The sequence below is a fragment of the Streptomyces sp. NPDC048473 genome (assembly GCF_043200155.1).
In the GTDB taxonomy this organism is placed as follows: Bacteria; Actinomycetota; Actinomycetes; order Streptomycetales; family Streptomycetaceae; genus Streptomyces.
In genome coordinates, this window is record NZ_JBICXE010000009.1 from 228,700 (window position 1) to 254,746 (window position 26,047).

The 26,047-nt window shown below is 67.2% G+C and carries 26 protein-coding genes and 10 pseudogenes; 23 read left to right on the forward strand and 13 right to left on the reverse strand.

The window, feature by feature from the left end:
- Window positions 1-160: 160 nt before the first annotated feature.
- The 7 genes and pseudogenes from ACGFU7_RS18350 to ACGFU7_RS18380 form a co-directional block, all read left to right on the forward strand.
- A pseudogene (locus tag ACGFU7_RS18350) lies at window positions 161-493 on the forward strand (TetR/AcrR family transcriptional regulator); the annotation flags it as partial.
- Window positions 388-801 carry a cadmium resistance transporter gene (locus ACGFU7_RS18355; protein WP_393697006.1) on the forward strand — a complete coding sequence of 138 codons (414 nt, stop codon included), beginning with the start codon at window positions 388-390 and terminating at the stop codon, window positions 799-801. The pseudogene ACGFU7_RS18350 and the gene ACGFU7_RS18355, both read left to right, overlap by 106 nt.
- A 290-nt stretch (window positions 802-1,091) precedes the next feature.
- On the forward strand, window positions 1,092-1,475 hold the full coding sequence (locus ACGFU7_RS18360; RefSeq protein WP_393697008.1) for a hypothetical protein: 384 nt from the start codon (window positions 1,092-1,094) through the stop codon (window positions 1,473-1,475).
- A gap of 228 nt (window positions 1,476-1,703) precedes the next feature.
- Window positions 1,704-2,151 (forward strand): annotated as a pseudogene (locus ACGFU7_RS18365) (SDR family NAD(P)-dependent oxidoreductase); the annotation flags it as partial.
- A 184-nt stretch (window positions 2,152-2,335) separates the two neighbouring features.
- A pseudogene (locus ACGFU7_RS18370) lies at window positions 2,336-2,512 on the forward strand (TrmO family methyltransferase); the annotation flags it as partial.
- A 210-nt stretch (window positions 2,513-2,722) separates the two neighbouring features.
- Window positions 2,723-3,025 (forward strand): hypothetical protein, encoded by a 303-nt coding sequence (locus tag ACGFU7_RS18375; protein ID WP_393697064.1) that lies wholly within the window; start codon window positions 2,723-2,725, stop codon window positions 3,023-3,025.
- On the forward strand, window positions 3,022-3,705 hold the full coding sequence (locus ACGFU7_RS18380) for an IMP cyclohydrolase (RefSeq protein ID WP_393697010.1): 684 nt from the start codon (window positions 3,022-3,024) through the stop codon (window positions 3,703-3,705). Before ACGFU7_RS18375 ends, ACGFU7_RS18380 begins: the two co-directional genes overlap by 4 nt.
- Before the next feature lie 102 nt (window positions 3,706-3,807).
- Here ACGFU7_RS18380 and ACGFU7_RS18385 read toward each other — a convergent pair whose 3' ends face one another.
- Window positions 3,808-4,461: a peptidoglycan recognition protein gene (locus ACGFU7_RS18385; RefSeq protein ID WP_393697012.1), complete on the reverse strand. Its 654-nt coding sequence runs from the start codon at window positions 4,459-4,461 to the stop codon at window positions 3,808-3,810.
- A gap of 425 nt (window positions 4,462-4,886) precedes the next feature.
- Here ACGFU7_RS18385 and ACGFU7_RS18390 point away from each other — a divergent pair, with 425 nt between their 5' ends.
- Window positions 4,887-5,009 (forward strand): hypothetical protein, encoded by a 123-nt coding sequence (locus ACGFU7_RS18390; RefSeq protein ID WP_393697014.1) that lies wholly within the window; start codon window positions 4,887-4,889, stop codon window positions 5,007-5,009.
- Between the two features lie 629 nt (window positions 5,010-5,638).
- On the opposite strand, the gene ACGFU7_RS18395 is transcribed toward ACGFU7_RS18390, so the two are convergent.
- The 3 genes and pseudogenes from ACGFU7_RS18395 to ACGFU7_RS18405 all read right to left on the reverse strand — a co-directional run bounded on the left by ACGFU7_RS18395 (window position 5,639) and on the right by ACGFU7_RS18405 (window position 7,157).
- Window positions 5,639-5,845 carry a DUF5988 family protein gene (locus ACGFU7_RS18395; protein WP_393697016.1) on the reverse strand — a complete coding sequence of 69 codons (207 nt, stop codon included), beginning with the start codon at window positions 5,843-5,845 and terminating at the stop codon, window positions 5,639-5,641.
- Window positions 5,846-6,091: 246 nt separating this feature from the next.
- Window positions 6,092-6,508: pseudogene (locus tag ACGFU7_RS18400) on the reverse strand (HAD-IA family hydrolase); the annotation flags it as partial.
- Between the two features lie 229 nt (window positions 6,509-6,737).
- Window positions 6,738-7,157, reverse strand: a complete 420-nt coding sequence (locus tag ACGFU7_RS18405) for a DUF2690 domain-containing protein (RefSeq protein WP_393697018.1) — start codon at window positions 7,155-7,157, stop codon at window positions 6,738-6,740.
- A 149-nt stretch (window positions 7,158-7,306) separates the two neighbouring features.
- Here ACGFU7_RS18405 and folE point away from each other — a divergent pair.
- The 5 genes and pseudogenes from folE (at window position 7,307) to ACGFU7_RS18430 (ending at window position 11,314) form a co-directional block, all read left to right on the forward strand.
- A pseudogene (gene folE / locus ACGFU7_RS18410) lies at window positions 7,307-7,900 on the forward strand (GTP cyclohydrolase I).
- Window positions 7,901-8,089: 189 nt separating this feature from the next.
- Entirely contained in the window at window positions 8,090-8,326 is a 237-nt protein-coding gene (locus tag ACGFU7_RS18415) for a hypothetical protein (RefSeq protein WP_393697020.1), read from the forward strand.
- 1,830 nt (window positions 8,327-10,156) lie between these two features.
- The gene (locus tag ACGFU7_RS18420; RefSeq protein ID WP_393697022.1) at window positions 10,157-10,834 is read left to right on the forward strand and encodes a TNT domain-containing protein; all 678 of its coding nucleotides are present in this window, start codon (window positions 10,157-10,159) and stop codon (window positions 10,832-10,834) included.
- Between the two features lie 7 nt (window positions 10,835-10,841).
- Window positions 10,842-11,075, forward strand: coding sequence for a hypothetical protein (locus tag ACGFU7_RS18425; protein WP_393697024.1), 234 nt, complete (start codon window positions 10,842-10,844; stop codon window positions 11,073-11,075).
- Between the two features lie 110 nt (window positions 11,076-11,185).
- Window positions 11,186-11,314, forward strand: coding sequence for a hypothetical protein (locus ACGFU7_RS18430; RefSeq protein ID WP_393697026.1), 129 nt, complete (start codon window positions 11,186-11,188; stop codon window positions 11,312-11,314).
- Window positions 11,315-11,490: 176 nt separating this feature from the next.
- On the opposite strand, the pseudogene ACGFU7_RS18435 reads toward ACGFU7_RS18430, so the two are convergent.
- Together ACGFU7_RS18435 and ACGFU7_RS18440 are read right to left on the reverse strand one after the other, a co-directional pair.
- Window positions 11,491-12,071 (reverse strand): annotated as a pseudogene (locus ACGFU7_RS18435) (helix-turn-helix domain-containing protein); the annotation flags it as partial.
- A gap of 264 nt (window positions 12,072-12,335) precedes the next feature.
- Window positions 12,336-12,851, reverse strand: a complete 516-nt coding sequence (locus ACGFU7_RS18440) for a MarR family winged helix-turn-helix transcriptional regulator (RefSeq protein WP_393697028.1) — start codon at window positions 12,849-12,851, stop codon at window positions 12,336-12,338.
- Between the two features lie 116 nt (window positions 12,852-12,967).
- Here ACGFU7_RS18440 and ACGFU7_RS18445 point away from each other — a divergent pair, with 116 nt between their 5' ends.
- Window positions 12,968-13,381 carry an organic hydroperoxide resistance protein gene (locus ACGFU7_RS18445; protein WP_383964266.1) on the forward strand — a complete coding sequence of 138 codons (414 nt, stop codon included), beginning with the start codon at window positions 12,968-12,970 and terminating at the stop codon, window positions 13,379-13,381.
- A gap of 154 nt (window positions 13,382-13,535) precedes the next feature.
- On the opposite strand, the gene ACGFU7_RS18450 is transcribed toward ACGFU7_RS18445, so the two are convergent.
- Window positions 13,536-13,961 carry a VOC family protein gene (locus tag ACGFU7_RS18450; RefSeq protein WP_393697030.1) on the reverse strand — a complete coding sequence of 142 codons (426 nt, stop codon included), beginning with the start codon at window positions 13,959-13,961 and terminating at the stop codon, window positions 13,536-13,538.
- A gap of 372 nt (window positions 13,962-14,333) precedes the next feature.
- Window positions 14,334-14,453, reverse strand: a pseudogene (locus ACGFU7_RS18455) (IS5/IS1182 family transposase); the annotation flags it as partial.
- A 213-nt stretch (window positions 14,454-14,666) separates the two neighbouring features.
- On the opposite strand from ACGFU7_RS18455, the pseudogene ACGFU7_RS18460 reads away from it, so the two are divergent.
- Both ACGFU7_RS18460 and ACGFU7_RS18465 read left to right on the forward strand, forming a co-directional pair.
- Window positions 14,667-15,671, forward strand: a pseudogene (locus ACGFU7_RS18460) (IS110 family transposase); the annotation flags it as partial.
- 270 nt (window positions 15,672-15,941) lie between these two features.
- Window positions 15,942-16,628 (forward strand): HAD family hydrolase, encoded by a 687-nt coding sequence (locus ACGFU7_RS18465; protein ID WP_393697032.1) that lies wholly within the window; start codon window positions 15,942-15,944, stop codon window positions 16,626-16,628.
- A 402-nt stretch (window positions 16,629-17,030) separates the two neighbouring features.
- Here the strand turns inward: ACGFU7_RS18465 and ACGFU7_RS18470 are convergent, their stop codons facing one another.
- The gene (locus tag ACGFU7_RS18470; RefSeq protein ID WP_393697034.1) at window positions 17,031-17,216 is read right to left on the reverse strand and encodes a DUF6381 family protein; all 186 of its coding nucleotides are present in this window, start codon (window positions 17,214-17,216) and stop codon (window positions 17,031-17,033) included.
- Between the two features lie 890 nt (window positions 17,217-18,106).
- Window positions 18,107-18,502 (reverse strand): annotated as a pseudogene (locus tag ACGFU7_RS18475) (transposase); the annotation flags it as partial.
- Window positions 18,503-18,851: 349 nt separating this feature from the next.
- Between ACGFU7_RS18475 and ACGFU7_RS18480 the strand changes: the two are divergent.
- From ACGFU7_RS18480 to ACGFU7_RS18490, 3 genes and pseudogenes are all read left to right on the forward strand, one after another.
- Window positions 18,852-19,610, forward strand: a complete 759-nt coding sequence (locus tag ACGFU7_RS18480) for a GntR family transcriptional regulator (protein WP_393697036.1) — start codon at window positions 18,852-18,854, stop codon at window positions 19,608-19,610.
- Between the two features lie 51 nt (window positions 19,611-19,661).
- Window positions 19,662-20,921 (forward strand): MFS transporter, encoded by a 1,260-nt coding sequence (locus ACGFU7_RS18485; RefSeq protein WP_393697038.1) that lies wholly within the window; start codon window positions 19,662-19,664, stop codon window positions 20,919-20,921.
- Between the two features lie 49 nt (window positions 20,922-20,970).
- Window positions 20,971-21,133 (forward strand): annotated as a pseudogene (locus ACGFU7_RS18490) (IS5/IS1182 family transposase); the annotation flags it as partial.
- Window positions 21,134-21,608: 475 nt separating this feature from the next.
- Here ACGFU7_RS18490 and ACGFU7_RS18495 read toward each other — a convergent pair.
- Window positions 21,609-22,508 carry a LysR substrate-binding domain-containing protein gene (locus ACGFU7_RS18495; protein ID WP_393697040.1) on the reverse strand — a complete coding sequence of 300 codons (900 nt, stop codon included), beginning with the start codon at window positions 22,506-22,508 and terminating at the stop codon, window positions 21,609-21,611.
- Between the two features lie 139 nt (window positions 22,509-22,647).
- On the opposite strand from ACGFU7_RS18495, the gene ACGFU7_RS18500 reads away from it, so the two are divergent.
- Both ACGFU7_RS18500 and ACGFU7_RS18505 read left to right on the forward strand, forming a co-directional pair.
- Complete coding sequence (locus tag ACGFU7_RS18500) at window positions 22,648-23,658, forward strand: aldo/keto reductase (RefSeq protein ID WP_393697042.1); 1,011 nt, start codon at window positions 22,648-22,650, stop codon at window positions 23,656-23,658.
- A gap of 36 nt (window positions 23,659-23,694) precedes the next feature.
- Complete coding sequence (locus ACGFU7_RS18505; protein WP_393697044.1) at window positions 23,695-24,120, forward strand: SRPBCC family protein; 426 nt, start codon at window positions 23,695-23,697, stop codon at window positions 24,118-24,120.
- Between the two features lie 165 nt (window positions 24,121-24,285).
- Here ACGFU7_RS18505 and ACGFU7_RS18510 read toward each other — a convergent pair whose 3' ends face one another.
- A complete protein-coding gene (locus tag ACGFU7_RS18510; protein WP_393697046.1) occupies window positions 24,286-24,531 on the reverse strand; it encodes a hypothetical protein in 246 nt (81 codons plus the stop codon).
- 128 nt (window positions 24,532-24,659) lie between these two features.
- On the opposite strand from ACGFU7_RS18510, the gene ACGFU7_RS18515 reads away from it, so the two are divergent.
- On the forward strand, window positions 24,660-25,025 hold the full coding sequence (locus tag ACGFU7_RS18515) for a DUF4440 domain-containing protein (RefSeq protein ID WP_393697048.1): 366 nt from the start codon (window positions 24,660-24,662) through the stop codon (window positions 25,023-25,025).
- A 193-nt stretch (window positions 25,026-25,218) separates the two neighbouring features.
- Here ACGFU7_RS18515 and ACGFU7_RS18520 read toward each other — a convergent pair whose 3' ends face one another.
- On the reverse strand, window positions 25,219-25,614 hold the full coding sequence (locus ACGFU7_RS18520) for a GNAT family N-acetyltransferase (protein WP_393697050.1): 396 nt from the start codon (window positions 25,612-25,614) through the stop codon (window positions 25,219-25,221).
- Between ACGFU7_RS18520 and ACGFU7_RS18525 the strand changes: the two genes are divergently transcribed.
- Window positions 25,543-25,845, forward strand: a complete 303-nt coding sequence (locus ACGFU7_RS18525) for a hypothetical protein (protein WP_393697066.1) — start codon at window positions 25,543-25,545, stop codon at window positions 25,843-25,845. The genes ACGFU7_RS18520 and ACGFU7_RS18525 overlap by 72 nt on opposite strands.
- Window positions 25,846-26,047 lie beyond the last annotated feature (202 nt).

The following is a 26,047-nucleotide window of genomic DNA, read 5'->3' on the forward strand; positions in this document are numbered from 1 at the left end:
GCGCAGGTGCAGTGACCGCGATGGGCAGCCGGTGCGGTTAGGGGTCGCGCTGCAGGCCGACACAGCAGCTGATGAAGGCCGCGACGATGACCAGAGCGATCACGGCGGGCTGCAACCATGGCCGGCCGGGGGCCGACACAAGCGATTGCGCACGGCTGAACTCGAAGAGCACGGTGGACAGCGCGATGCCGCTCAGCGGGCCCTGATCGACTACTACCTCTCCGCCCGGCATCGCGACAACGCCGCAACAGGCTGCCCCGCTGCCGCGCTCGCCGCAGACATGGCACGTGACCCCGGCGACGATGACGCCCACCGCGCATACGCCGAAGGGGTGAGCGAATTCGCACGCTGGCTGGCCACCGATGACGAGGACGGCATCGCCCGACTTTGCACCATGGCCGACGCACTCGTCCTCGCCCGCGCCACCAAGGAATCGCCCTTGTCCGACGAGATCCTTGCCTCCGCACGCGCGGCACTGTCGGGCGGCATCTGATCTCTGCCCCTGAGGGCCCGCGCCCGTCCGCGGTCACTTCTGCCGACGAAGGCGACAACATCGGCGTCTGCATCCCGGTGTTCGCCACCGCCGACGTCGGCGGGATGAGCGTGTACGCCGTGGTGTTCCTCGTCCTGGTTGCGGTGTGGTGCTTCACGGGGAAGCTCTTCGCCACCCGCCCGGTCATCGCCAAGGCCCTCAGCCGCCTGGGCCACATCCTGCAGCCGCTCGCCCTGATCGCCATCGGTTTACTCATCCTCATCGAAGGCGGCGCCTTCGGGCTCCGAACCGACCCCACGAGCCACTGAGCGCCGCAGTGGCCAAGTATCGCGTTCGGGCCCTTGTCGCTCTTGGGCCGGTTCCGGTGTTGTCACCGGTACCGACGAACAGGCCGGTGCGCTTGGATACACTGACCGACCGCTTCCCGTCGGCCTGCGAGAATGGCGCGGCCCCACGGACGCGCATCGTCTGGGGCTGGGCGTCGGGTTGCAGCAGAAGTTCGGCGCATGAACTGGGGGAGAGAAACATGGGGGCGTCGGGCGCCGTGGTGCGGCGTGGGCTGGTGTTCGGCATCCGAGCCGGAGCAATCCCAGCGGGGATGAGCGCCACATTGTGGGCGGTGGTCGGACTGGCGCGGCTGATTCAGGGGCCGGTGGGAAGCACGTTTGAGAAGCCCGTGCTGGCATCCGTCGCCGTGCTGGGTTCCCTCGCTGTGGGGGCTGTGCTGGGCGTGGCGACGGGCGGGGTACTGGCTGTCGCGCCCCAGCGCTTGGTCGCCTCAACCCCCGTGCGCGGCCTGGCCTGCTTCGTGTTGGGGACCACGCTGTCCGCGGGCGAGGTGGTGGTGATGGCGGTGTCGTCCGATGGCGGCTACGGACCCATCGGCCTGGCCGTGTCGGCCATGCCGGCGGTGGGAGCCGTCACCGCGGCACGCAGTCGGTCCATCGCAGCCGCACGCCTTCGCTCCGCAGCCCGGGCGTGAGGATGCGGAGCGATGGGAGAGCACCATCTCCGCTGGAAGAAAACCACAAGGATGGACTGCTTCTTCGGTCGCGTTGTCGGTGGTCTGCCGGAGTTGGCGGTGAGCCGTAGGTGATCTGCCGATGGCTGCCGCGACCTTGGAGCAGGGGTTGGAGCAGGGGGCGCGCCCGAGAGGTGCGTGGGTGCTGTTCGCGACCATCCCGTCATCCCGAGCAAAGGAGCCGGCCTCATGCCCTCCCTGTCCCAGATCCACCCGTGGGACGTTGATCGGCTGCTGCGCGCCGATGGCAGCGCCCTTCTGGTCACGGGCGGCAACGCGGGCATCGGGTACTTCGTAGCGGAACAGCTCGCCGGGAGCTGAGTCAGGGTTGTTCTGGGCAGCCGGGATCCCGCGAAGGCCGAAGCCGCCATGGTGTCGATCCGTTCCCGTGTCCCGGGCGTGCGGGTGCGGCACCTTCAGCTGGACCTCCGCTACGTCGTGAGACCGAGGACGGCAACGAGCTCAGGCTCGGGACAATCGCCTCGGGCACTTCGCGTTGCCCCGGTGGCTGTCGCCGCTGCTGTCGGCCGCGCGGGCGGGCCGCGCCGTGACGGTCGGCAGCTTTGCCGCGAGGTCCGGGCGACTGGACCTGGACGATCTGCAGTTCAGGACGGACGACCGGCCGAAGCGCTCCTACCGCCCGTCCGCGGCCACTTCGCCGACGCCCTCGCCGCGGCACAGCTGTGGAACGCCAGTTGCGGCATGACGGGCGTCCACCCGGGCTTCGAGCCGCAGTGGAGCCGCGCCATGGGACGGTCCGGCCGGCCAACTACCGTGCTCGGACTGGCCAACTGCAGCGCTCGGCCACCGGTGTTGAAGTGGTGTTCTTCTTCGATCAGGTTGACAGCCAGGAGATTGACTCCGGTGCTCGCCCTGTTCCCGGACGGGATGGCGGAGCCGTGGTCGGAATCTTTGCGCAACGTAGTCGACGGCGTCCCAACAGGCTTGCCGTTTCGCGTTGTCGGATCGCAGCTGTGGACGGCCTGGATGTTCATGTCAGTGGACTTGACGCAGTGGCTGGGACACCGGTGCTCGACTTGAAGCCGCATGTAGGGGAGTTCGGCCCGCGCGCCGAGGTCCGGCAATCGGAGTGGGCGTCCACGCTGATGCCGACTACTACTGAGCGGGCGGGGCCACTGCGTTGGTCGCTGAAAGCTGGACGAAGACGGTGCCGGGCCACGCTGCGGCGCGGACCGAAGGAATACGGCGTGGCCGGACTGCTCAGCACCCTTTTCCCGCCCGGCAGTTCGTCCGCCCTGGTCGACGACATGGCGGGCACCGGCGTCGGCCTGGAACGCTGCGCGGAGCTGCTGCAGGGGATGGGGCATCATGTTGTCGGTGCCCGGGTCATCGTCGACCGGCACAACGGCACCGCGGACCGGCTGGCCCGCCTGGACGTGCCTCTGCACACCCTGCTGACACCTCAACAGATCGGAATGGCCGCCGGACTACCCGGCCCGGCCGCCGCGGCATCGACCGCGACGACGGCAAGAACGGACGTGGCACCATGACCGACCTCACCACTCTGCTCACCGAGAACCCTTACCCGGGGCGGGGTGTGTTCTGCGCCCGCACGCTCTCGGGCGAGGTGTACGGCGGCTACTTCCTCACCGGCCGCAGCGCCGCCTCCCGCGACCGTACGCTGCTGCCGCGGGGTGACGAACTGGTGGTGGCCCCGACGGCCGCGTCCGCACACGACGTGCTGCGCCACTACGTCGCGGCACAGACGACCGCTGACTGGCTGGTGTTCGGCAACGGTGAGCAGGTGTCCACCGTCGCGGACCGGCTGCGCACCGGGGCGTCCGCCACCGACTCGCTCGGCGACCTCGCACATGAGCCCGACCCGCCGATCCTCACCTCCCGGATCACCGCTCTGCTCAGCAAGGAGGGCCCGCACACCGCCGTGTTCGGCGCCGCCCGTCCCAGCAGCGGAGCCCGGACCTCCGCCAACGTCATGACGCTGACGGTCAAGGACCTGGAGCCGGGAGACGTGGTGCTGCTGACGACCTACCGCTCCAACGGCGTGGACGTCGCCACCGCCCCGCCCTTCGCCGTGGCCGTCACGGGGGCCCGGACTCCCGAGGAACTGCTCGACGAGGTGTGGGCGTCGCTGGCAGGGGAGTACCGGATCGCGGCCGCGGTCCTCGACCCGGCCAAGGGCCCCGTCGCCGCGCTGTTGCGATCCGCCTGAAGACCGTCACCGCCTGCGGGGCCGACGGCCCCGCTATCGCCGGCCCTTGCGATTGACTTTCATCGTGTCCACGTCCGTAGCCGTGCGCGTTCTGATGAGTCGTCAGTGACTGGCGTGTTGGAGGCTCCGCAAGCTCGTGGGCAGGCCGGCACCAGAGGGTGCTCGTGGGGACCTGCCCTGGAGGCCGGCAGCGATCTTCCGGATCGCGGGGAGCCGCGCAAACAGTGCATCTCCCGGGCAATTGGTGGCATAGCCGTCGCGATGGCCCGAGATGGCGTCGAATTCGGACGAAGTTCCCTTGGCGAAGCGGCTCTTGTTGTTCGTGGACGTGAGCCGCACCTTGCTGGTGGGGTCGATGCCGCTCAAACCGAGCTTCCAGGCGGCGAGAGCTGCGATCGCGTGTTCCATGGCTGCCGGGACGGGCGTGCCTCGTCCGAAGGTGCCGATCGCCGCGATGCCCGTGGTGCCCTGGTTGAACCCCAGGGTGTGGGAGCCGACGACGGGGCGGTCGGTACCGCCGGCGCGGCCTTCGTAGATGGTGCCGCATTTGTCGACGAGGAAGTTGTAGCCGAGGTCTCCCCATCCCCGGTCACGGGTCTGGCCCGTATACAGATTGCGCAGGGTACGCGGGACGTCGGCGCAGTCGTAGCCGTTGGGGGTGTCGGTGTGATGGATGAAGACCGCCGTCACCCCTTGCGCGTAGTGGGCACGGGGGTCGCGCTTGGTCTCGTCTGCCCGCCACTGTGTACGCAACACGATGGCGGGCCGAGGTGTTGCACGGGGGAATGCGACTGACCTCGCTCCGAGGGCCGGGAACGGCAGCGCGGAATCGACGGCCGAATCCGGAACTGCTTCGGCCCGCCATACGGAAAGGGGGCCTTCCGGCGTTGTATCGCCGACGGCACCGGCCGTCGTCACTCCGGGCGGTGCCGCCATGAGATGAACTGCCACAGGAGCCGTGAACCACAACGCTATTCGGTACAGACGCACGGGAAAACCTTCTTTGTCTTTCACCGAGGGGACGGCGGGAGCGCGTATGTCCATAGCTTTGCGGTGGGAGGTTCGCTGCGCGCCCCGGGTTACTGCACTCAGGCGAGCGTGTCGGTACTCCTGCCGACTGCCGCAAGGGGTGTGCGGGTGAGCCCTTCCCCTGTCAGGGTGCGGTGTGGCGATGACGAGTCGTGGCACGCACAGCCACCCCTGCCACGCGGGCCGACCGGGTACCTTCCCGGCACCTGGCCGAACTCGCCAGGCATCTGTTCGACGAGGCCGGCGACGGCGCCCTGACCGCGCACTCACCATGAAGATCGCCGATGAAGCGCACACCCGTGTCCGCTGGGAAGCCGAAGCGCTCTACCTGGCCGAGCTCCGTCCGCAGTCCGCACCCTGCGCCTCACTGACTCGCACCACCCGTCGGCCAGGCCCGTCGGCCGGCCGTTTGCCGCGGGCTCGTGCCGGCCGCCCGGACCGCCGGACCCTTGGGCTGACGCGAGCGGTGACAAGTGAGGCAAACCGGGCGCGCTGTCGATGTGTTCTTGGCGCACTGATTTCAGCTCCTGCTGCCTTCGTCGGCAGGAGCTCTCGCATGTTCGGTGCTACTGCCGAGAGCGGCACCGCGGGGCAGCGATCACCATGCGGTGGCCGCCGAGGACGGGCAGGCATATGACCCACCGCTCGGCGAGTACTCGGCGTCTCGCCACGGGGGCCGGCGCTGACCGGACGGCGCCTGGACCGCCGGCCGCACTGACACCGGCATCGCGGTCGGCTCGCCTGCAGACGCGTCTGTGCAGACTCCGCGGAGCGCCGACTCGCGCTTACGAGAGCCGGGCTGCCCGCTAACGGCCGGGACCGGTGACGGCATCCCGGCTCAGCCAGGCAGCCTTCAATCACTCATGCTGTGGCAGGACAGAACCTCAGGTCAGTTACGCACCTCTCACCCTGGCACTTCTGTGCGCTCCCACCATTCGTAGACGGGCAATTGGCCCTCGGCGGTTTCCTCGTGGCGCGTCGTGGCCTTGAAGTGCTCGTATCCACCACGGAACGGGATCTTGAGGTCGAGCCCGGGCGTGGTGATGGAAGCGATCCGCTCAGGAAGATCGTCGGGGCCGCCCTCAAGGACTGCCTTCATCGCGTTGGTCATGGCGAAAGTTTCCCCGGAGGGTGGTCCGGCTCCTCCATGACGCGCCGAAGGGCTCGCCGCCGTGTGGCCTGCCGGCATCCCAACAGCACACCCCGGTCGAGTGACGTGCTGAGAAGGAGCCTGCTGTGCAACGGTGTCCTGCATGTCGAGGTCATTTCGATCTCCGGCACTGATGCTGGCTATGACCTGCTCATTTACGAGATGGGCATGTTTTCTCAATGGTCGAGGGCGAGGCGCTGCAGCAGTTCAGTGGGTAGCGGTCGCCAGAAGTTCAGGCAGTTCGCGCATGTCGTCGAACACGGTGGTGCCCGGTCCTTTCAGCCGCGAGGCCGGTGTGAGACCGCCGCAGTAGCCGAAGGCCCGCATTCCGGCGGCACGGGCTGCCTGAACTCCGTACGCGCTGTCCTCGATCACTGCGCACCGCCCGCGGTCCACGCCCATGGAGCGGGCAGCGTGCAGGAAGAGATCGGGAGCAGGCTTGCCTCGGGGGACGTCGCCGGCGCTGAAGATGTGCCCCGCGAAGTGGTCGCTCAGCGCTGCGATCTCCAGGTTTCGCCTGATGCCGTGGTGGTCGTCGTTCGATGCGACGCAGACGGGTGTGGTGAGGCTGTTCAGTGCCTCCGTGATGCCGTCGACAGCGGTCAGTTCGGCCGCGAACGCTGCACACCACCGCGTCCAGATGCGCTACCGCACCGAAGAGTGCATCCAGTGCATCCAAAGAAGACGGAGCCTCCAGATCCGCCTGAACCAAACTGCTACGCGACGCCCCAACCACCTGGTGAGAAGCTTCTCATGCGCAAACGGCAGCGCTGCCGCAGCTGCCGGGGACGGGGCGCTTGGCATCCTGTCCGCACCCACTGCCTCACACCCGAGTGGCGGAGTTGACGTGTACTCAGTACCAGCGGCCGCAGATCCAGGCACCGTCGACGTCCAGCTTGCAGGCACGGTACGCGTGGCTGCTCCCGACCATCAAGGAGTACGCAGGCCGGGAGGAGGTGGCGTTGACGTGGTACGACCTACCGCCGCGGATCTCGATCCGTCCCTGCCATGCGTGGTCTCCCTTCTCGATGAGCACCCAGGAGGCACTGCACTTCGCGGACGTCCGTAGCCGGACGGCCGGACCGCCACTCAGGCGGATCGGATCACCGAGGTAGCGCGCGTCCTGGTCACAGTGGGTTGTGTGTGGGTTCTTCCCATCGCAGGCATTGCCGCGGCACCCCGCCGCTGCGCCTGCCTCGGGGGAAGCCGTGACACTACTGGCGATTGCGAGAGTGACAGCAGCGACAGCAGTCCAGAAACGACAAAAATTCATGGATGCCTCATTTCACTGTGAAAAGACTGAACGGCGACGTTTGAGTGATCTTGATAGCGGCTCGGCGCCCGCTGAGGCCAGGCTTGCGCGAGGCATTCACCGAAAGGAGTGGGCACCTTGCACATAGCCCCGGACGCCTCCCTGACTCGATACCGCCGCCTGCCACCCTGCGCGTGGTGTATGACTCGGAGGGGGGTGGACTTGCGGCCGCAGAACTCGCGACCGGGCAGCTCCTTGAGGCGCTGGGTATCAGCACCGATTCCGAGAGCCCACGAGGCACTCCGGCCGGATCGCCCGAGCCTACGCTGAAGTGTTCACCCCCCGCCCGTTCGACCTGGCCACCTTCCTCAATGGCGAGGGCTACGACGAACTGGTCCTCGCCCGCAGCATCCCCCTGAGGTCCGTCTGCGAGCACCATCTCCTGCCATTCGTCGCCATCGCCACATCGGCTGCTTCACCCGGACAGCGGATTCTGGACCTGCCGAAACTCGCCCGCATCCTGGAGCACTCCGCCTGCCGTCCCCAGGTACAAGAACGCCTCACCGAACCATTCGCCGGCTGGCTCCAGGCCCAGCTGGAACCCAAAGGCTTCGGCGACGCGATCCAAGCCGAGCACACCTGCATGACCCTGCGCGGCGTCCAGGCCACCGGCACCACCACCATGACCTCCGCCCTCCGGGGCCTGCTGCACCGACGCCCGATCGCGCACCGAGGTCCTCGCCCTGACCGGTCTGCCCCGCTGACCCGCCGGCGTTTCGGGACAGGTGAACAGCCGGCGGGTCTCGACGCGCACTGTTGGGTCCGATTGCGGACTGCTGGGTCCGCCTTCCGACGGGCAGCCGGTCCGGCCGCTGGGGTGGTGTCATGTGAAGTCGCGTTACCCATCCTGCCGCAGGGCATATTGCCGACCGTGGCGTGGAATGGATCTATGCATGACCGAAAGTGCGAGCCCTCGTACCTCGACGCCTCGGATCACCGTGCTGGGAGTACAGCCAGGTGATCCGCCCTTCCGCCTTGTGGAGATCGACGGGGAGGTCGTCAGTGCGGCAACATCGATGACGGACGTGCTCTTCACCGCCCTGGCCGCAGGCATCACGGTCCACGACCTCGATGACCCGGACGTGGTCCGGTGGGTGGGCGGCGGCAAGTTCACCTGGAGGCTGCACTAGCGTGGTTTCCGTGCGCGGGCGGGTAACCGACTGCCGGCGCGGATCGCCCCGCATGGACTTGCGTGCCGATGGCGACGCCCCATGCCGGTTTGTGAAGTGGGCTCACTGATGGGAGGGACCCGGGCTTCCGGCCGCGCAGGCGGCTGGATCTGCAGGCCGGGCCGACGTTGGTGGAGAACACTGGCACCGAGATGATGGTCGGGGTGTATTGAACCCCCATTCGGCCTCCAGCAGCCCGAGATTGCAAGCATTGCGAGACGCCGCTGGGCGGGCCGCTGGGTCAGCGGCCCGGGCGCCACATGACCGTGGCGGTGTGGCCGGTCGTGATGGTGACCTGGTCACGAGCGGTGGATCCGACGCTCTCGTACAGCGGGATGTTGCGGGGTTGGAGGATTTCAGGTAGGCGGGAGCGGCGTGGGCGTCGATGCGCATGGGGCTCTCGGCCGGCAGGCCCATTCCCAGCCCCTTGCCGCGACTCTCGTCGTGGGTGCCCTGGAGGGTCAGGTAGAAGCACGGCTCGCTGGGGTGTGCTGCCTTGAGCTGGTCCTAGATGGCCAGAATCGCCTTGGCCAGCGGATATGGGGGAGCGGGCGTCGCCGCTGACACCTCATTCTCCTTGGGGAAGCGCATCTCTTCTCTCACCTCTCCCCGGCCCGGGGCGCCGGTGCGGGCCGGGGAGTACCCGCCCCGGGCCGCCTCCGCAGGGCGGTGCTGCCCATCCTGTCGGCGGTCCACCTTCGTCGGCACCCCGCACTGTGCGCACACCACGTGCAGGAGCCGAGCCTCGATGTACTTCCTTCATAGAAGCCCGGTCACGGCACGCGTTCATCCCCAGCTCCGTGTGAACTCGACAACTGATCGCGCCCAGCGGTGCTCGGGCGCGGGAGTCCAGTCGTCCCGTACCGCCTGAATCCCGCTGCTGGGCTCGGATGGTGCGCCCAATACGGAGTTTGCCGCTCAGCCGGGGGATGTCCCGTCCGACCGCGCTCAAGTGGGGTGACCGGTGCGGGCCTCGGGGCCGCGTCGCTGTGGGACCTGCCGCGCTCGGGCTGTTCGGGGACGGTGAACGCGGTTGTGGTGCTGGGGGCGACGCTGGTCGAGGACGTCCCACCGCCGAGACACCTCGGTGTCACGTACCGGACGTCGCGGCTCCTGGGAAGTCACACCGCTCGCGCGGGGCCGAGTTCCGCTGCACCGAGGGACTGCCTCGCGGCGCGGAGCCACCGCCGCTGGCGTGGAGCCGAGGCTTGTCGACCCGCAGTGCAGCAAGAGCACAATGCGGTCTTCATCGAATTCGGCCGACTCGTCGCGATCGTAGGCGGCTTCGGCGCCGGCAGGGGCATCCCGGCAGTCGGCCGATGTGCATGGCAACCCCCGCCGCCAGGCCTTCGCCGACATAACGGTGTGCTCGTTCTCGCCCGGCCGCAGCCGGGCCTCGTCGGCTGCGCCGGTGGCCACGCCGTCGTCGTAGCCCAGCACGTGGCCGATTGCGGGCCGGCAACGCGGGGACGTACGAAGCTCCGTATCAACGGCCTTTCCAGCAGCTTGCCGCGACGCACCGCGGCCGGCCGGTGCATCGCTCTGCAGGAGTGCTGGACCGCGCTCCTGGCCGTTGCGCTCTTCAAGCTCCTTCGTCGTCAGGACAAAGGTCTCTTGGTGTGCACAGGTGCACCAGATGTCGCAGTATCCGGCACGCCCCGAACAGAACCAGGCCGGGATGCCGTGCTGATTCGTGTCCAAAAACGGCATAGCGCAGACGCTCTGAGTAAGTGAAAGGTTACTCTACGTCAGCCATCGTGATTGATCGTCAGCACCTGAGGGGACTTCTGAATGAACCGTATGCGCAACGTACTTGCCGTGCTTGGCATCACTGCCGGGCTGGTCACGGCCCCAGCCGCGAGCGCTTCAGCGAAGCCGGAGGGCCGGTCGCCCGCATCCGTAGCCCGGCACGAGCCCTGCACAGGTGAATTCCGCGACGATGCCCGGCTCGGCCCCAAGTGGCTTCCGAACAGGCGACTGGCCCCCGTGGGCCCGCTCCTGGAGGGGTACAAGCGCACCGGAGCCCTGTCTCCGCAGGCCTTTCTGAAGAAGTACTGGGAAGGTCCTGCCGATTCCGGCAGCTGGAAGTACCCGCCCAACGACGGCTTCGGTCAGGTCAACGGTCAGATCGACAAGGAGCCGACCAAGCTGCGCCCGGGCCAGCGTCTGGACCGCTTCGGTTCTGAGTACGGCGGCTATCTGGCGCCCGCCGGTGACGCGTACGCAGAGCGCGCGCTGCCACCGCAGAACCTCAACACCCGTGAAGCGGACGTCGCTTGCGACTACCGCGTCTACAAGGTGGCCAAGCCTTTCTGGGTGTGGCAGGGCAGTATCGCCCCGTGGTTCGAGCAGCCGGGGGGCGGTCAGCAGATCAAGCTCGACGCGGTCTTCCTCGATCCGGGCCAGGGGCAGCGGCTGAACGTCAAGTGGCTGCTGGAGCATAGCTACCTCGCGCCCGCCGGCGTGTAGCCTCAGTGTGGAACGCCGGGAACTGCACGCGGTGCTGAGCGAGGCGGGAGTGGCCGACGGCTACTACCGTATCGAGGGCGTCCACGAACCGGTCCCCACCCCCACGGACTTTCTGTTCTTGCGACAGGCATCCGACGGGGCGTGGGAGACCGGTGTGTATGAACGCGGCAGGTATGAGGTCATCGCCCGCCACCCGAGCGAACAGGTAGCCTGCGCGCATCTGCTCCACCTGCTCCTCTGACTGCGGCCGGGTTTGGCCCACACCGTTACGAGGCAGCTGTCCGTCCGGGCTGGTGGCTGCTCCGGCCTCGCGGGTCTCCCGGGCAGTCACCAAGCGCCTCGGCGAAGGATATGGAGGCGGCCTTCTCGATGATGTGGTGTATCGGCAGCATGCTGCTGCAACCCGAGCAGCACACCCGCTTCCTCCGCTTGCTGCACGACGCCTGCATCGCACCACAACAGCGGGCCGAGATCGCCTGACTGACGTCGCTGGGACACCGGGACGCGCAAGGCCCGGTGTCCCGTCATTGACGCATCATCAACAGGCCCTGCTGCGTCCCTCGCGGCTGCGGCGTTGGACGCACCCCGAGAGCAGGGATGACTTCGCCACGCGACAGCCGCGCCGAAGGCGATTTCCGGTTGACGCCCTACACGGTGTCGTCGCCGACCGAGTAGCAGCCGTGGAAATAGGTAGTGCCATGCGTGCGGTGATAGGTGGCCGGCAGCCGCTCGGGCCTGCCCTGCTCGGCCCAGCAGGAGCCGGCGATGGGGCGGATGCCGAGCGACCCGAACTCTCGTCGAAGGCGAAGGTCCGCCCGGACCGCTCATGGAGCGCATACTCGATCCGGTCGAGTTTGGCGTCGAAGTCCGGACCACTCGACTCCTTCCAGGTCTTGGTGCGCTGAAAGGTGATGCCGCGGCGGACGAGCAGGCCGCGCAGGTCCTCGCGACCAATCCGTACCGGACGGACGGCGCTGCGCCGCAGGTGGTCGGCGAGTTTCCGGATCGACCAGCGGGTAAAGGGCTTGGTGGGGCGAGTGGTGGCCGTCTGGATGACGAAGTCCTCGTCGTCATCGCCGAGCAGGCGGGGACGGCCTTCCGCCCACCGAGGGTCCAGGCAGGCCGGCCCGACCTCGTCGAACCGGTGTATGACGTCACGGACGGTGTTCTCGTCCGCCTGGACGAGCCGGGCGATCACCGGGACGGTGTTCCCGCCCGCCGAGGCCAGCAGCATCATCACCCGCCGAAACCGCACCGTGCTGGTACTGCCCCGTCGCACGATCCGCTGCAGCTTCTGCCTCTCCTGATCGGTCAGCCTGCGAACCCGGACTGGGCGTGCTACCCCGGATTCATCAGGCAGCAGTGCGTTTACGACCTCACCTCCGCAGGCCTCCGGCCGGTACCACCGCCGGCCGACGCCCCGGGTGGCTGGCTACACGGGCTGTCCGGCCATGGTCCGTCGGACCGCCTCTCGCACATGCTCGAGAGGTTCCGTTCGGTGCTACTTCTCGAACGCCACGTCGGCGCAGCTCGGGTTTTCCTCCAGTGCTGCCGCGTCCAGCGCTGCCGTGAGCCGGTTGAGGCGGGCCCGCAGGCTGCTGATCTCGTCCAGGTCGAAGCCGGTTGCCGCCGCGATCCGGCGCGGCACGGCCAGCGCCCGCTCGCGCAGTGCCGTGCCCTCGTCCGTGAGTTGGATATGCACCGAGCGCTCGTCCTGGGCGCTGCGCTCGCGCCGTACCAGGCCCGCGGCCTCCAGCCGTTTCAGCAGCGGCGACAGCGTGCCGGAGTCGAGCCGAAGATGTTCTCCCAGCTTCTTCACCGGCAGCTCGCCGTGCTCCCAGAGCGCCAGCATCACCAGGTACTGGGGATAGGTGAGCCCGAGGTCCTTGAGGAGCACGCGGTAAACGCTGCCGAAGGCGCGTGACGCGGCGTTCAAGGAAAAGCAGATCTGCTGGTCGAGCCGGAGGTAGTCGGCCTCGGACGGGGCCTCGCGGCTCGGGCTGGGCATGGAGGTCATGGATCCAGCATAGCTCCTGCGTGCCATTCAGTTGTGCACAATTTAATTGTGTGCTTTCCTTGTGGAAGCGGCCGGACAGCGCCGCTGGAACATGACTTTCGAGAGGAATGGTTTCCATGGAAGCGCTCTACACCGCCGTCGCCACCGCCACCCACGGCCGCGAGGGCCGCGCCGTTACCCCCGACGGCAAGCTGGATCTGCAGCTGGCCATCCCGGTGGAGATGGGCGGCAGCGGCCAGGGCACGAATCCGGAGCAGCTGTTCGCCGCCGGTTACGCAGCCTGCTTCGCCAGTGCTCTGGGCCTCGTCGGTCGTCAGGCCAAGATCGACGTCAGCGACGCCGCCGTGACCGGCGAGGTCGGCATCGGCAAGCAGGGTGAGGGTTTCGGTCTCGCGGTCACGCTGCGCGTGGAGCTGCCCGAGACCGTCGACGAGGCCACCGGCCGCAAGCTGGTCGAGCAGGCACACCAGGTCTGCCCCTACTCCAACGCGACCCGCGGCAATATCCCGGTCGAGCTCGTCATCGAGTAGCGGACACCGGCACGGCGACGGGCCGACGGCCGACCTCGCTGGCCCGGGCCGGCCTCGCCCTGCGCCGGCTCCACACCGCCCCCTCGGCCTCCTCGGGCGCGGCAGAGCGCTCGACACGGGGCGTCGCCGCGCCCCGAGGGCGGTCCTGCTCTGTTCAGACGACCGGCTCGCCGATGCCCAGCAGGTTTCCTTCGCTGTCACGGAACCAGGCGCCGCGTTCACCTCGCGCGCCCTTGCTCGGGTAGTTCCCGTCGATCTCGGCGATCCCGCCCCTCGTTCGAAACCCGGGCACGTCGACCTCCTCGAACACCACGCCGCGCCGCTTGAGTTCCGACACGACCGTTTCGATGTCGTCGACTTCCCACGCCATCTGGGTGAAGGTGCCGGAAGAGGCTCCCGTCGATCGGAACAGTACGAAGTCCACGCCTCCGCACCGATAGAGCAGCCCACCGGGCCGTTCATCGACGGGCTCCAGACCGAGCTGCTCGGAGTAGAAACGTCGCGCTCGGTCCAGGTTCTTGGTCGGAAGCCTGGTGGCCACGCGTGCCCGGGCCAGAATGTTCCTGTCGTCTGGGTTCATGCCTCCACTGTGCCGTGAGCAGTGGAGGCAGGGGTGGAGGCCGCAGGTGCGTGCCATGGCGGTGGCGTCACCGAGGAGTGCGGACCTTGGAACAGCTCAACCGTTGAACAGGGCTGAGAGTTCGCAGCGAATCTCCACGTCCTCAATGAGACCTCCTTCCGGTACGAGCCACGTTTCGGCTGGTCTGCGGATTTGGTCGGGTCCTCGTCCCAACGTACGGGGGTACCTCGTCCGGCGGTACGACCTGCCGGAGCGGCGCTTGTTGAACGGGTACGACCACCGCACCCACTGATCGGGTGCCGTCATCGCAGCTGGGCAGTGAGCCCTCCGTGCTGGGGGACCCAGCTCGACAACGGTGCGTGGGGCTGTGTCCCGGCCAACCGGCAGGCGCCGCCACCGCGCCCCGATCTCCCCCTGCCGGGCGGCGAGTTGTCGGTTCAGGAATCGCAGCGTGCGGCTGGACAGATCGATCGACGATGGGTAGACACGCACGCGAAGCTCCGTAAGTTGTTGGATGGCCAGGGAGGGCCGGGTGTGGCTTACGTGAAGCTGTCTTCAGTGGCTCGCCAGGAGTGGCCGCCCGGCCCTTCGGGGCACCCTGGCTGCTGATTGGGATCTGCGATCTTGTCGCTGTTTACGGAGCTGATGGCGGGGTGTTCCTCGGGCCGACGAGCGAGTCTCACGGCACGAGGAGCGAGCGTGGACATCAGCAGGCAGGGCCGGTTATGGGCCGGCATCGACGCAGGCAAGGGCCACCACCGGGGAGCGGTGGTGGACGAGACCGGAGCGACGCTGTGGTCCAAGAAGATCGACAATGACGAGTCGGCGATCCTGACCGCAATCGGCGAGATCCTCGACCTCGCGTATGAGGTCCGCTGGGCGGTGGACATCTCCGGCACTACCTCGGCACTTCTGCCGACACTGCTCGCGGCCCACGGGCAGCAAGCCGTCTACGTGCCCGGCCGCACCGTCAACCGCATGTCCGGGGCCTATCGGGGCGAGGCCAAGACCGACGCCCGCGACGCCTACGTCACCGCCGAAACCGCCCGCCAGCGCCGCGACTTCACCACCATCGGCGTGCCCGCCCAGCTGGCCGCAGACCTTGCGTTGCTGACCGCGCACCGCTCCGACATGGTCGCCGACCGGGTGCGGATGATCAATCGACTGCGCGATGTACTCACCGGCGTCTTCCCCGCGCTGGAGCGGGCTTTCGACTACTCCAGTCACAAGGGTGCGCTGGTGCTTCTGACCAGCTATCAGACCCCGCAGGCCATCCGTCGCCGCGGACGGAGCCGGCTGTCCACATGGCTGGCCAACCGCAGCGTGCGCAGCGCGGACGCCGTGGCCGCCACGGCGATGGAAGCCGCTGAGGCCCAGCACACCACGCTGCCTGGCGAGGATGTCGCCGCCCAGATCGTCGCGGACCTGGCCTGCCAGATCCTGGCGCTGGACGACCGGATCAAGCGGACCGACCACCAGATGAAGACGGCGTTCCGGACGCATCCGCAAGCCGAGATCATCGAATCCCTCCCGGGGATGGGCCCGATCCTTGGAGCGGAATTCGTTGTTTCGGCAGGGGATCTGGCGGCCTACGCCGACGCCGGCCACCTCGCCTCCGCCGCCGGACCGGTACCCGTGCCCCGGGACTCCGGGCGCCGGACCGGGAATCCGCACCGGCCCAAGCGCTACAGCCGCCGCCTGCGCCGAGTGGAGTAGTACTGGGTCATCGCGAGCTCCCAGGAGTCCGCTTCGAACACGCTTACCAACGAGGCGCTATCGTCAAGCGGCTCCCGAGCTGAACCCTTCCACTCCCTCGGCGCACGGAGTGAAGTCCCCTTTCTCCGCATGCCAAAGTTCGTAGCGCACGACCTGATTATGACAACCGAACGGACGCTCGTCACCCACAGCGCTCCCCACGGCAGTGAGCGGCTGGAGGTTGTCCCGCCACTGTGGGTCGGGGCCCGATGGCATGATCATGGCGTGACCAGCGAACTCGGCCAGACCGGCCCCAAGAGGTATGTCCTGTTCGATGTCGACGGGACGTTGATCGACGCTGTGGACAATCAGCGCCGGGTCTGGCGAACGTGGGCAGAGCGATACGGGCTGGATCCTGATTGGGTCTATCAGGTGGCGCTGCGGACGAGGCCCCTGGAGACCTTTGCCGAGGTCGCTGCGGATCGCGATCCGCAGGAGTGCCTGGCCGTGCTGCACGAGCTGGAGGACGAGGATGTTCGGTCCGGTGTCTATGCGGCGTTTGACGGTGCGGCGGAGCTCTTGTCCGGCCTGCCGCCCGGGTCGTGGGCGCTGGTGACCTCGAACTATGAGCACCGGGTGCGCGGACGGTTCGTCCGGACCGGGTTGCCGGTCCCGGGCTTGATCGTGGACGCGGCCGCCGTCGAGGAAGGCAAGCCGTCGCCCATTCCCTATCTCCAGGCCGCCGAGCGCCTTGGTGCCGAGCCGGGGCATTGCCTGGTCATCGAGGACGCCCCGTCGGGAGTGCGGTCCGGGCTTCGGGCCGGCATGACGGTGTGGGGGGTCAACACTCCTGTCGCGGTGGATGGCGTGCACCGTCATTTCGGGAGCCTGATCGAAGCGGTCCGTGACATCCTCGCTTTCGCGGCCGGAACCCACCCTCATCTGCTGGAAGGATCAGATCCAGTGGAATGATCTCGCTGTGGCTGGTGTGCTCACGGCGTCGGAGCCGTCTTGGATAACCCCGTTCACCGATTCTCACTTGCCCACAGCCCGGCCGCCGTTGAGGCCGGGCGTGGAAACGCGAAGGGCCCCGCCCAATAGGCCAGGCCGCTTTGAGTTGCTGAGGATGGGGCAGTGCGCGTGCGGTCGACACGGCGGCGCTGGGGGCGGGGCGGTTCACTGCAGGTGCGCAACGTCGGCCTGACCGTTACGCGGTCCCGCTTATACGCCGCCCGCTGGAGCCAACGACCGGCAGCGTGAGGAGCTGCCTGGCGCACAATACGGGCGCCCGCAGCGGCAGTGACACATGGTCCGGCCGGTGCCTCTGGCGCTCAGAGCGCTGGAGGCACCGGCCGGCGTGGGTAGCGGGGCCGGCTACATGGGGTCCATGTGCTGGTTGCCGCCGCGGCTCTCCTGCTCGCTCTGCTCCTGCAGTCGGCGGGCCCGGTCCGTAAGCCGCTCACGCTCCTTCGGGTCCTTGGTGCGCGCGGCCTCGTCTTTAATCTCCTGCGCCTTGGCACGCAACTGCTGGGCACGGCCGGATTCACCTGCAACGCTCATGATCACTCCTGGATCTGTCGGGAAGAGCGGGCCTCATCAGCGAAACAGCGCCCCGACACCCACGCATCTCGAACAGTTACCCACTGCTATCCCCACAGCTCGGGCCCGCCCCGCTCGTGTGCCTCTGCCCGTTGCATCCTGTGCCGGCGTTTCCCGGCCAATCCCTTGGCAAGTGCATTACCCGGTCGTGGTCCGGTCGCCATCGTCGTGGGCAGGAAGGCCACCTACCTGCAAGACCGGGGGAGTGCAGGCCCGGGACCGGACGTCCGGGCCCGGACATGCTCGCCACCTGCCGGGAGTGGATGCGGCTCGACCGCTGGCTGCGCGAGCGCCATATCACCAGCCTGGGTGCCTGCGCCGAAGGGGAATGGCGGGCTTACGTGAGTGAGCCTGCGTAAGCGCGTGTCCCGCACCGCTGGACTCATTTGTTCTTGACCCTCCGCCGATCGAGGGTCCGGCTCGTCGACGACTTCGCCGACGACATCCTGGCGGCCTGGACCGAAAGGTGCTGCCTGACCCGCGTTGCTGCCGCCAACAAGGCCACACCGGTCAGCTGGACCACGACAGAGGGGCTACCGCGGCCGGTGGTGCGAGCCGGGACCGGATGTCTTCCATGTGATGGCGACCCGCTGCAACGACACCGCCGTCACCCGCCAACATCTCGACCACCGCATCAATGAACTGATCACGGATCAGCCGGGCTCGTCCCGCTCAGCGTCCCCGAAACTCCAACACCTGATCATTCGCCTCACTCGTCTCACCCGGCCTGCCCACCACACCACCGACTTCGTTCTCCATCGGTCCCACTGGCGCCGCCGACCACAACACCAAGCCAGCCACAGCCACTACAAACGACGAGGCCACAGCCCATAGAGCTGCGGCATATCACGTCAGACGCAGTTGCAGTACTCACACGATGAACCGAGTTGTCGATGAGTGATGAGGCAGCAGGCGAGTTTGAGGAATGCTTCGTGGATGTCGGCTCGCCGTTCTCATCGGATCCGCAGGCGCCGGAAGCCGTGCAGCCAGGCGAAGGTCCATTCGATCACCCAGCGGTAGGTGCCCATCCTGGATTTGTGCCGGGTGCCGCGGCGGGCGATCGCGGGCACGATGCTGCGGGCGTGGACCTGGCCGTGGTAGATGTCGTGGTCATAGCTGCGGTCGGCGAACAAGGAGTCCGGTTTCTGGCGGGGATGCCCGACCCGGCCGCGAACCGGCGGGATCGCGTCGAGCAGCGGCAGTAACTGGGTGAGGTCGTTGCGTCTCCCGCCGGTCAGCAGGAACGCCGGTCCGGCAACGGCTTGCGGCCCGGATACCGGAAGCGCCGGTCGCTGCGGCAGCAGCGGCTCAAGGCGGTCCCACAGCTCATCCGACACGATCCACGGCGACGTCCCCACATCGGACCGAACGCTCAACTCCCCTGCCAGAAACGGCCATCACGGCGGATCCGCCTCATGATGTCAGCCGTTGTAAGCCGCGCGGGCGGCACGATTCCGATTCGCGTCATACGGACCTCCGTAGCCGCTAGAGCACCGAGCGTATTTCTACTCCAGTAGCTTTCACCTGGTGCAGTAGCTTGCCAACGCCGCCTGGAATCACCAGCTGCCGCGCAGCAGAGCAACCGGAGGGTCACAAATGCCCCGAGAGGCGCCGTACCTTGCAGTAGCCGACGCGCTGCGCGCACGGATTCTCGCGGGAGAGTGGGAGATCGGGGAGCGCCTGCCGTCCCGGGCGCAGCTCGCCGAGGAGTACGAGGTCGGGCGCAACGTCATGCAGAGGGCCATGGACGGTTTGATCATCAGGGGCCTCCTCGAAGGACGCGCCGGCTCGGGCACCTACGTCCGCATGCCGCGCGAGCGCCTGCGGATGGTCCGCTCGCGGCACCGCGAACGCCGGGGCGGCTCCCCCTCCCGTGCCGGCATGAAGGAGCGGGGCAAGGCCGGCGCCTGGGATTCGCACAGCCAGGCGCGCGTCCCCGCCCCTGAGCCAATCGCCGAGAGGCTCGCCATCAGCCCCGGAGGCCTCTGCGTCAACACGCACTACGAATTCCTCGCCGATGGGCAACCCGTCCAGCTCTCCGAATCCTGGGAGCCGATGGCCATCACGGACGGAACGCCGATCGTACTGCCGGAGACGGGCCCCCTCGCGGGAAAGGGGGTGGTCGAGCGCATGCGCTCCATCGGCGTGGACATCGAGACCGTGGTCGAGCTGCCGCGCCCGGCTCGTGCCACCCAGGCACAGGCGAACCTACTGGGGATCAGCGTCGGGGACCTGGTGCTCCAGATCGAGCGAACCATCTACGACACCGACGGACGTCCGGTGGAAACCGCCGACATCGTCATTCCGGACGTGCGCCGGGAAGTGGCCTACGAGTTCGGAGTCGACCAGCCGTAGCCAGTTGAAGCCAGTAGAGCGAAATTTCAAAGCCGACAGTAGGTAACTCGAATGTCAACACCCTCCCGGCTCGGAATCCTACGTGATCCGGACTTCGGTCGTTTGTTTGCCGCCACCGCGCTCGGCCAGCTGGGCGATCGCGTCATTTTCCTGGCGTTGCCTCTGGTTGCAATCGTGGCATTGAATTCTGACGAGTTTCAGGTTGGATTACTGACCGCGATGACCACGGCCGGCTCACTCCTGGTCGGGCTACCGGCAGGCGCGTGGGTGGACCGTATGCGGAAGCGATCAGTGATGATCAGCACTGATCTCGCGAGGGCGGTGGCCCTCTTGACGATACCGGTGGCGTGGTGGTCGGACCTTCTGACGATCTGGTGGCTCTACGCAGTCGCGTTGGTTCATGGAATGCTGACAGTCTTCTTCGATGTCGCGTACGTCAGCTATCTGCCGCACCTGGTGGGACGCGGCAATCTCGTTGAAGGAAACTCGAAACTCTCGGCGATACGCTCGGTAACCAGTATCGGCGGACCGGGGATGGCAGGGCCGCTGGTCGGCTGGCTCGGAGCCCCTGCAACGCTTTTGGTGAGTTCGGTCGGGATGGCGATGTCGGGTCTGCTCGCGACCAGTATCCGAAAACGCGAACAGAAGCCGGAGCCGAGTGAGCAGCCTCGACTGCTTCGAGACATCAAAGAGGGATTGAAGTTTGTTCTCAGGCATCCCACTCTGCGTGCAATCATCCTGGGAGATGCGATATTCAACCTCTTCCTGGTCATGTATCAAACCATGTTGCTGGTCTTCTTGGAGAGGGAGATAAACCTCGATTCCTTCGGTATCGGCCTCATTCTGTCGGGAATGGGCTGTGGTGCCCTGCTGGGTGCGCTGTCGGCAACCAGGGTCTCGAAGCGGGTCGGGCAGGGTCCGGTCATCTGGCTCGCACCACTTGTCACCTGTCCGCTGACAGTCCTGATGCCGTTGGCGCATCCGGGTTGGAGCGTGTACGTGGCTGCGCTCGGACTCGCGTCCCTCTCCCTGGGTGGAGTCATCCGCTTTGTGGCTCAATCAAGCTTTCAACAGGCCCTCACACCAGATCGGCTCTTGGGTCGGATGAGCGCGACAGCCCGGTTCGTGTCCTGGGGCGGCATTCCGCTCGGCGGGCTTTTGGGGGGAGTCTCGGGCTCCGCATTCGGAGCAAAAGCCACATTGTGGATCGGTGCCGCCGGTATGACGTTGAGCATCCTCCCGTACGTCCTGTCACCGCTTCGAAGCATGCGCGAACTGCCCAAGGAGGAAGATCCCGAGCTCGTGCGCTGAGGCTTGCAACGGCTGACGCCATGAGGTGGATCGGCCTTGATGGCCATGTCTGGCAGGGGAGTTGAGAGTTCGGTCCGGTGTGGGGGCGTCGCCGTGGATCGTGTCGGATGAGCCGTGGGACCGCCTTGAGCCGCTGCTGCCGCAGCGCGACCGGCGCTTCCGGTATCCGGGCCGCAAGCCGTTGCCGGACCGGGAGGTGCTGTGCGGGAAGATGCCTGCGATGTGGAGTCCGGAGCATCTCCCGATGACCGTCGAGCGGTGCGTGGTTGACCCGCGGGCCCGAGAGTTGGTGGGAGCGGCGGTACGGCGGGCTCTTCACGATTCTTGACGCGCTTGGAGTTGTGGCGGGCGCGTTTGGATGCGCGGGGGCAGGCGCTGATCCGAGCGGCAAGGTCGCGTGGGAAGGACGCAGGGAGCGACAGTCTCAGTGGCGTTGGGCCCAGAACAGAGCGTGCTCGCCCTCGCGTTCGGGCATGAAGTCTTCCTGCTCGACCGTCAGGCCGGCTTGAGCGATTCGGGTCCGGTTCGTGGCGGCGTCCACGTGGCTCCACCACATGGCAGTCCCGCCGCCCAGTCAGTCCTCATCGGCGCCGGTCCAGGCTCGATGGCTGGTGGTGCCCAGGAGCCAACCGTCAGGTCGCAGCCATCCGGCGGCATTCTGCAGCAGCGGAAGCTGTTCCCCTCCGCTCAGGTGGCATCCCGTTCCGCGAGGACTGTTTCGCGGAATGAGGCCACCACGGGGCGAAGATCGATTCGGTGCCAGGCCGCCCACAGATGCACCGACCCTCCGTACCAGGGAAGTTCACGCACCACGATGCCGTCGGTCGTGCCACGCACCATGCTCATCTGGACGAGCGCGAGGCCGAGACCGGAGGCGACCAGGCCCAGTGCGGTGAGCGGATCGGCTGCATCGAGGCGGATGTCCGGCGTGAAGCCGGCGGCCACGCACGACGCGACGAACGTGTCACGCCAGGCCGGGTCCTGTGAGTCACCCACCGCGATCCAGGGCTGCCCGTTCAGGGCATCGGGCGTCAACTCCTCCTGCCCAGCGAGGAGATGATCTGCGGGCAGCGCGAGCAGCAGCGGATCCTGCAGCAGAGGGGCTGCCTTCAGGTCCGGGTCGTCCTCGGGCGGCGGTGTGCGCACCAGCGCGATGTCCAGACTGCGCTGGCGCAGGCCCTCGAACTGCTCGGCCGAATCCTGGTCGTACAGCGCAACGTGAATACCGGGGCGTTCCTCACGCAGCGCGCGAAGGGCGGTGGGCAGGACGCCCGTGTGCATGGCGTCGGCTACGTATCCGATGCACAAACCGCCCTCCTCGCCGCGGCCGAGTCGTCGACCGAGGTTCTCCAGCCGGTCCGCGTGACGCAGCAGGGCACGTGCCTCGGTCAGGAAGACACGGCCGTCGGAGGTCAGCCGGATGCGCTGCTGGCTGCGCTCGAAGAGGGTGAGGCCCAGGTTCTTCTCAAGCTGGGCGATCTGCCGGCTGAGAGGCGACTGGGAGATGTGCAGCCGGTCGGCAGCGCGGCCGACGTGTTCGGCCTCGGCGACGGCCACGAAGTACCGGAGTTGTCGCAGGTCAAGCATGTGTGACCTCGAAGGACTCAAGTGAGTCCAAGTGAGTCTTGGACAGTCTCATGCATGGATCCTAACCTCGAACACGCAAGGCCGACGGATCACACATTCGCTCGTGTATCCGCCGCAATCACATCAAGAGGACTATTCCATGACCATCAAGTCTCTCCTGCCCGGTCCGCTCGGTTTCGGCACCGCCCCGCTCGGCAACATGTTCCGCGCCATCCCCGACGCAGAGGCAGCGGCCACCGTCGAAGCCGCCTGGGACCAGGGCATCCGCTACTTCGACACCGCACCCTTCTACGGCGCGGGTCTCTCCGAGATCCGGCTCGGCGACGTACTGTCACAGCACCCGCGCGACGAGTTCGTCCTCAGCACGAAGGTCGGCCGCGTCGTCCTCGACGAGATTGAGGACCCCGCCACCCGTGACCTCGGCGAGAAGGGCGGACTCTTCGAGCACGGCCGTCCGAACAAGATGGTCAACGACTACACCGCCGAAGCCACCCTGCGCTCCATCGAGGACAGCCTCAAGCGCCTCAGGACCGACCGCCTCGACATCGTATGGGTGCACGACGTCGCGCAGGACTTCTACGGAGACGAGTGGCTGGCCGCCTACGAGACGGCCCGCACGGGCGCCTTCCGCGTCCTGCAGAAGCTGCGCGAGGAGGGCGTCATCAAGGCCTGGGGCCTGGGCGTCAATCGCGTAGAACCGTTGGAACTCACCCTCGATCTCGACGAGCCGAAGCCCGACGCCTTCCTCCTCGCCGGCCGCTACACGCTCCTCGACCACGACCGGGCCCTGCAGCGCCTGCTGCCGGCCGCCGCAGCCCAGGATACGGACATCGTCGTCGGCGGACCTTACAGCTCGGGAATCCTCGCCGGAGGAACGCACTTCGAGTACCAGAAGGCGCCCGCGGCCATCGTCGACAAGGTGGAGCGGATCAAGGCCCTCGCCGAGCGACACGGGGTCGGCGTCAAGGCCGCCGCACTGCAGTTCTCCCTTGCTCACCCGGCGACGGTCGCTGCGGTCCCCGGCGCCACGAAGCCCAGCCGCATCGCGGAAGACCTCGCCGCTCTCGACGAGACGATCCCGGCCGCCTTCTGGACGGCCCTGCGCGAGGAGAAGCTGATCGCCGACTCCGCGCCTGTACCCGCCGCCTGATCCCTTCCCCATCACTCAGTTCCTCAGGAGAATCCCGTGGCCACAACCACCGCATCCATTGACATTCCCGTATCGCCTGACCGCATCTGGCAGCTCATCGGCGGCTTCGACTCACTTCCCGACTGGCTGCCCTACATCCTCACCAGCGAACTCAGCGAGGGCGGACGCGTCCGCACCCTCGCCAACGAGGACGGCGGCGTCATCGTCGAACGTCTCGAATCCTTCGACGACAGGGCCCGCACGTACAGTTACTCCATCCTCCGGGCCCCCTTCCCTGTCACCGGATACCTCTCCACCCTCACCGTGCACGACATGCCCGGACAGGACGTGGCCCGCGTGGAGTGGTCGGGCACCTTCACTCCAAACGCCATCAGCGACGACGAGGCCATCGCCCTGTTCCACGGCATCTACACCGAAGGCCTCGCCGCACTGCACCGGACACTCATCGTTGAAGCCGACTGACAGTCGGCCAAGACCCAGTTGCCCACGCACGCCCGAGGCCGTCGAAGCCACGGCCGGTCATCGGGCTGAGGACAACAGCCCGGCTGCAAGGGCATCCCGGCCCGGGGGTGCCCTATGTCTTTCGTCAAGCTGTGGCGGTCCGTGAGGGCGGGGTTCTGGGGCACTTCAGGTCTTGCTGGTTGTGTCTGTGCCGACGTATGTGTAGATCCAGCCGCCGTGGACACGGGCGCGAGCGGGCGGTGCGCCGTCCTGGCCGAGTTGGACGATGCGGCTTCGCCCTTCGAAAGGGCCGCCGTCGACGGGGGCCGGGCGCGCCGCGTACTTGCCCGGGGGATCGTCGCATCCGCCGCTGACCGCGAGATCCGGCGGTGAGTAGGACTCGTTTGATGACGGCAGCCAGTTACGCGACATGAACGCACCACAGAAGCTGAGCCGGAACCCGAGAAACGACGGCTCTGCGGTGTCACTGTCTTGGTGCGAACTATTCGCTGTGAACGGATGCGGGGTACCGGATGCGGGGTTATCCGTAGGATTCGCGCATGGCAGACGAGAGTGAGTTGGCTGTTCAAGCGGCCATTGAGGCGGAGTTGCGGCTTCTCGATCCTGACGTGCGTGCTTCGACAGTCCTTGTCTCGGAACTTCTGGACCCGGAGTTCACCGAGATCGGCGCGTCTGGGCGCCGCTGGGACGCGACATCGATCCTCACTGTGACGAGTGCCGGTTCGGTGGTTTTGGAGTCTCCTGTCAAGGTCAGCGAGATGTCAGGAGTCGTACTCGCTCCGGGCATCGTTCACCTGACGTACTTTGCCGACGACAGAGGGCGCCGAGCATGGCGGAGCTCCGTTTGGCGTCTGACGGAAACGGGGTGGCGTATGTACTTCCACCAGGGCACTTTGACGAGCTGAGCGACGGGCAACCCGTCGCCCCGCCGGGCACTGCGTCCAGTGAACGAACCATCCCTGCTTGACTCCGCCTCATGTCCGGATGCGAACGTTCAGTGGTTTGGATCAGAGTCAGGACGGGAGCGCCAGCCACTTCACCATGATCAGGCGTGGGATTCCCGGCCAGGCGCCACTCGTCTCCTCCGGTGGGAGAAAGTCAACAGACCGGTAGAACGCTCTGATTCTGGCGTAGCCGCGATCCGGGTGCGCCACTCCCGGCATCTTGCCTGGGGCGACCGGCAGCCGCCCGTGCCGAGGCCGATACGACCTCCTCGGCGAGCGCCTTGCCGACATCGCGCCGATGCCATGACGGGGCAACCGCCGTCAGGTGGATCTCCGCTGCCTCGGTGAAGTACCGCCGATACAGCAAGACGCCGATGGGCTCCGATCCCGTGCGGGCGACGAGCCAGGGAAGACAGGTCGCCGACCCTGCGTACTCCGCGTTGGCTCTCGGATGCCGAACCACGACGGGAGCCTGCGGGTGGATCTGGACACGCCGCGCGAACAGCGGCATACGGTCACCCGGATCTTTCACCGGCTGGTCGAGGAGCATGGTGCGGACGTTTTCTACGGGATGGTCCGCTGCTACGGCGCCGGCCGGAAGCCGGAGATCCTGGTCGACGCGAAGAACGCTGTCGCCCGCTTGAGGATGTCGATGTCGTCCTGCAGCCGGCGGTTCACCCGCCGCAACGCGGCCGGCTCCTCGCGTTCGCTGCTGGTCAGGCCGTCGCGCTCGCTCGCATCGGCCCCGGAACTTCGGCATTCGGGGTGGATCGGACGGTGACGCTCTTTGTCCCTGCATGACTGCCGTCGGGTCCGCCGGGCTGGGGGATGCTCCCGCCTGAACTGTGGGAAGTGAGCCGTTCCGCTCATCTGCCCCGGGCTCACGTGTCGCCGAAGCCCTGTAGAGGCCGTGGAAATGGCCGCGTGGATGTGATGCCACCCATAGGAGCTGGGTCACATCCTAATGCGGGTAGTAGGGCCGG